Origin of the sequence: Streptomyces sp., assembly GCF_031178505.1 — a bacterium.
GTDB lineage: Bacteria > Actinomycetota > Actinomycetes > Streptomycetales > Streptomycetaceae > Streptomyces > Streptomyces gulbargensis.
This window is the reverse complement of the sequence record NZ_JAPSIW010000636.1, coordinates 1-4,136: the sequence shown is the minus strand read 5'-3', so window position 1 is coordinate 4,136 and position 4,136 is coordinate 1. Positions and strand designations below refer to the sequence as shown.

At 76.9% G+C, this 4,136-nt stretch carries 4 protein-coding genes; 1 reads left to right on the top strand and 3 read right to left on the bottom strand.

The features are described from left to right. A partial coding sequence (locus RIF68_RS29475) for a methionyl-tRNA formyltransferase (protein ID WP_309054334.1) occupies positions 1 to 432 on the bottom strand: 432 nt, incomplete at its 3' end. Between the two features lie 226 nt (positions 433 to 658). Here RIF68_RS29475 and RIF68_RS29470 point away from each other — a divergent pair. After that, complete coding sequence (locus tag RIF68_RS29470) at positions 659 to 1,177, top strand: hypothetical protein (protein WP_309054333.1); 519 nt, start codon at positions 659 to 661, stop codon at positions 1,175 to 1,177. Positions 1,178 to 1,263: 86 nt separating this feature from the next. Here RIF68_RS29470 and RIF68_RS29465 read toward each other — a convergent pair whose 3' ends face one another. Together RIF68_RS29465 and RIF68_RS29460 are read right to left on the bottom strand one after the other, a co-directional pair. Further along, the gene (locus RIF68_RS29465; RefSeq protein ID WP_309054332.1) at positions 1,264 to 3,393 is read right to left on the bottom strand and encodes a primosomal protein N'; all 2,130 of its coding nucleotides are present in this window, start codon (positions 3,391 to 3,393) and stop codon (positions 1,264 to 1,266) included. A gap of 93 nt (positions 3,394 to 3,486) precedes the next feature. Continuing rightward, positions 3,487 to 4,136 (bottom strand): methionine adenosyltransferase domain-containing protein (locus RIF68_RS29460; protein ID WP_309054331.1); only part of this gene is annotated, 650 nt, incomplete at its 5' end.

The following is a 4,136-nucleotide window of genomic DNA, read 5'->3' as shown; positions in this document are numbered from 1 at the left end:
GTCGAGCCCCTCCTCGATCTGGAAGGTGGACGCCCCGGTCACCTCGTCCCCGGCCATGAGCGAGTGCTGCACGGGCGCCGCCCCGCGCCAGGCGGGCAGCAGCGAGAAGTGCAGGTTGACCCAGCCGTGCGCGGGGATGTCCAGGGCGGTCCTGGGCAGCAGCGCGCCGTAGGCGACGACCGGGCAGCAGTCGGGGGCGATCTCCCGCAGCCGGGCGAGGAAGTCCTCGTCGCGCGGCTTCGCCGGCTTGAGGACCTCGATGCCCTCCTCCTCCGCGCGCTGGGCGACCGGGCTGGCGACCAGCCGCCGGCCGCGTCCCGCCGGGGCGTCCGGGCGGGTGACGACCGCGGCCACCTCGTGCCGGCCGGAGGCGAGCAGGGCGTCCAGGGCGGGGACGGCGACCTCGGGGGTGCCTGCGAAGACGAGCTTCATGGATGGCGACTGCCTGTCTGTCCGGGGGTGTTGCGGGCGACGCACCAGTTTAGGGGCGGCGGCGCGAGGGGGCGTACGGGAGGCCGGGCGCCCCGCGCATATGCGTGTACGCCCCCGCACCGTGACCCAACTCCCCGTGGCGCGTTGGTCAAGAGAGATTGACCGAATCGGGTCGCCGTTCCCCGGGTGGCCCGCCCCTTTCATCGCCGGTTCGAGAGGCTTATCCATGGCCGACCACGCAACCCACGACGCCCAGGCCCGGGCGAGTCTGCACCTGCTGGTGCGGGACATCGAGCGGGTCCGGCGGCAGGTGGACGCACTGCGCACGCTCACGGCTCAGCTGGGCAACGTCTACCGCCCTCGCCGCTCCGGCCCGTCCACGGGCTTCGTCGTCTACGGCCGGGCGCCCGCCCCGACCGTACGCCTCGCCCAGGAGCTGCGCGACAGCGTGGAGACCCTGGTGACCGCGGCGGTCGACTTCGACCGCTCGCTCGGGTTCTCCTGGGACGCGGTGGGGTCCGCGCTGGGCGTCACCAAGCAGGCCGTCCACCGCCGCTACGGCGCCCGCCGCGCCCCGCAGCAGGGCGGCGGCGCGGACCCGGAGCGTACGGCGGAGCCGAACGGGGCCCGCGCGCTGCCCACCGTGCCGGCGGCGCGGTCCATGCCGCCGCAGCCGACCTCGGGGAGCTCCGCGCTCCGTGAGGAGCCCCGGCCGCCGGTGCTGCCCGGCCCGCGGGGCGCCTGATCCCGCGCGGCACCGAGCCGGCCGCCCTCCCCCGGCGGGGACGGGCGGCCGTCGCGCCTCCGGGCACGGCCGCGTGAGGCCGCGGATCAGCCGATGTCCACGGGGTCGACACGGATCCGCACGGGGTCGCCCGCGCCGCGTGCCGAGCGGGCGGCGCGGGCCTGCTTGAGGGCGGCGGCGAGGGCCGCCCCGCTGCCCGGCGGCACCCGCACCAGGGCCCGGTCCCACTGCTCGCCGGGCGGCGGGTCGCCGGGCCGCCGGGCGCCGCCGGGGCGGACGACCGGCAGCGGGACCGGGCCGAGCACCTCGGCGTCCGGGGGGAGGTCGGCGGCGGTCAGGAAGCTCGTGACCGCCTCGGGCGGACCGGCGACCGCCGCCATGCGGGAGACCGGCGGGAAGCCGAGCTCGGCGCGTTCGGCCAGCTCGCGCTGGGCATGGCCGACCGGGTCCCAGCGGACGAGGGCCTGCACGGGCCGCAGGGTGGGTTCGGCGACCACGACGACCGTGCCGCCGTCGGGCTGGCCCCGCACGAGGGAGGCCGCGTCGATCCAGCGCCTCAGCGCCTCCTCCCCCGCTCTCAGGTCGGGGCGTCCGAGCATGGCCCAGCCGTCGAGGAGGAGGGCGGCGGCGTAGCCGCCCTCGGCCACGGGTTCGGCGCCGGGGGTGGAGACGACGAGCGCGGGGCGGCCGGGCACCCGGTCCAGGACGTGGTCGCGCCCGGAGGTCCGTACGGGCACGGCCGGGAAGGCGCGGCCCAGTTCCTCCGCCGTCCGCCGCGCCCCGACGACGCTCGCCCGCAGCCTGGTGGAGCCGCAGGCCACGCAGGACCAGTCGGGGGCGCCGCGTCCGCACCAGCCACAGCGCAGCTCCTGCTGCTCGGGCGCTTCGAGCGGCCCGGCGCAGTGCCGGCAGCGGGCCGGTGCGCGGCAGCGCTCGCAGGCGAGCCGGGGGACGTAGCCGCGGCGCGGGACCTGGACGAGCACCGGGCCGCTCCTGAGGCCGTCCCGTACGGCCTGCCAGGCGAGCGAGGGCAGGCGGGCGGCGCGGGCCGCCTCGTCGCGGGCGAGTTCGCCGTCGCCGACGGTGCGGATCAGCGGGGCGGCCCGCCGGATCTGCTCGCGGGGGGCGGAGAGCGGCTTCGCCCAGCCGGACTCGACCAGCTGGGCGGCCTCCACGGTGCAGCTGGTGGAGCCGAGGAGGAAGGCGCAGCGGTCGTGGGCGGCGCGCAGCAGCAGCACCTCGCGGGCGTGGGGCTGGGGGGCGTGCGGTTCGCTGTGGCTGCCGTCGCCGTCGTCCCAGATGACGGCGAGACCGAGGTCCCGTACGGGGGCGAACATCGCGGCGCGGGTGCCCACGACGGCCCGGACGGAGCCGCGCCGTACGGCGAGCCAGCGCGCGTACCGCTTCTCGGGTCCGGCCTCGGCGGTGAGCAGGGCGTGGCGGCCCTCTCCGAGGACGGCCGTGAGGGCGGCGTCGACCCGTCCGGCGGCGCGGCCGTCGGGGACGACGACGAGGGCGCCGCGGCCGGAGGCGAGCGTGGCGGCGACGGCGCGGGCGATCTCCTCGGCCCAGTGGGGGCCCGGCAGGGCGTTCCAGACGGCGCGGGGCGCTCCGCCGCGCGCGAGGGACTCCAGGAAGGCGGGCCCGCGTTCGTACCGTGTCCAGGTGCCCGGCTCGGGGGCGGGCGGCGGGGGCAGCGGCGCGGGTGAGGGGCTCGCCTCGGCCTTGGCGCTGCGCGGGGGGACGGCGAGCTGGAGGACGTCGGCGAGGCTGCCCGCGTACCGGTCGGCGACGGCCCGCGTGAGGCCGAGGAGCTCGGGGCCGAGGACCGGCTCGGGCGAGACGACGTCGGCGAGGGCGGCCAGCGGCCCCGCGTAGTCGGAGGAGGCCCTGCGTTCCACGAGGAAGCCGTCGATCAGCCGCCCGCCTTCGCGCCGGCCGTTCTTGACCTGGTGCGCCCCGGCGCCGAAGCGGACCCGGACCCGGACCCCTGGCTGGGCGACGGCGTCGAGCTCCTCGGGGACGGCGTAGTCGAAGAACTGGTCGAGGTGGAGCACGCCCTTGTTGACCACGACCCGGGCGACGGGCAGCTCCTTGGCCAGGGCGGCGCCGCGCCAGGTCCGCGGCTTGGCGCGCGGCACCTTCGCCTTCCGGACGGTCTCCCGAATGAGCGCGAGCTGCTCGGGCCCGTCGGACTTCTCGTTCTCGCTGCTCACAGCCCCATACCTACCAGACGGGTCCGACAGCCGGGCACGCCGAAGCCCGGCACCCCTCGGGGGCGCCGGGCTTCCGGGGCGTGCGGCGGCCGCTTACAGGCCGGCGGCCTGCTTGAGGGCGTCCACGCGGTCGGTGCGCTCCCAGGTGAAGTCGGGCAGCTCACGGCCGAAGTGGCCGTAGGCGGCGGTCTGGGAGTAGATCGGGCGGAGCAGGTCGAGGTCGCGGATGATCGCGGCCGGGCGGAGGTCGAAGACCTCGGCGATGGCGTTCTCGATCTTCTCGGTCTCGACGGTGTGGGTGCCGAAGGTCTCGACGAAGAGGCCGACGGGCTCCGCCTTGCCGATGGCGTAGGCGACCTGGACCTCGCAGCGCGAGGCGAGGCCCGCGGCGACGACGTTCTTCGCGACCCAGCGCATGGCGTAGGCGGCCGAGCGGTCGACCTTGGACGGGTCCTTGCCGGAGAAGGCGCCGCCGCCGTGGCGGGCCATGCCGCCGTACGTGTCGATGATGATCTTGCGGCCGGTGAGGCCGGCGTCGCCCATCGGGCCGCCGATCTCGAAGCGGCCGGTCGGGTTCACCAGGAGGCGGTAGCCGTCGGTGTCGAGCTTGATGCCGTCCTCGACGAGCTGCCCCAGGACGTGTTCGACGACGAACTCGCGGATGTCGGGCGCGAGCAGCGACTCGAGGTCGATGTCGGAGGCGTGCTGCGAGGAGACGACGACCGTGTCGAGGCGGACGGCCT